General features: G+C 69.3%; 1 protein-coding gene. It reads left to right on the top strand.

Translation table 11 applies throughout. From position 1 onward, the window contains the following. Nucleotides 1–336: LysR family transcriptional regulator substrate-binding protein (locus H928_RS26760; RefSeq protein WP_043339291.1), on the top strand; the 336-nt coding region annotated here is incomplete at its 5' end. Nucleotides 337–492: the final 156 nt, after the last annotated feature.

Here is a 492-nt window from a genome sequence, read left to right as displayed (position 1 = left end):
ACCCCGCAGTGGCTTGCCAGCCAGCCGCTCATCCTCAACGATGCCAGCACACGCCTGTCACGCCAGACCAGCGAGTGGTTTGCCGCGGGCGGCCACCACCCGGTGCCGCGCATTGCGCTGAACTACAACGATGCCATCAAGAGCCTGGTGGCCGCAGGTTACGGCGCCACCTTGCTGCCGCACGAAGCTACGGCCCCACCGCCGGATGCGCGCATCGCCATGCGCCCGCTGCGCCCCGCGCTGTGGCGCCGGCTGGGCATCGCCCACCGCGCCGGCTATGTGGAGCCCTCCACCCAGCATGTGCTGGATGTACTGTGGAGCCTGCGCCTGGTGTGAGCGCCGCTGCCGCAGGCCCATCGCCCTGCTGCTGGCCGCTAAAACAGCCACCAGCCGCACAAGGCCGCGCCCACCACCACCCATAGCGCGGAGAGCCGGGCAAACACCAAGAGGCCAAATGCGGCCAGCGCCAGGCCAAAATCCAGCCGTGAATGG

It is taken from the genome of Comamonas sp. B-9, from assembly GCF_000410635.1.
Taxonomy (GTDB): Bacteria; Pseudomonadota; Gammaproteobacteria; order Burkholderiales; family Burkholderiaceae_C; genus Comamonas.
Note: the sequence above shows the minus strand (reverse complement) of the source record. Positions and strands in the feature narration are given on the sequence as shown.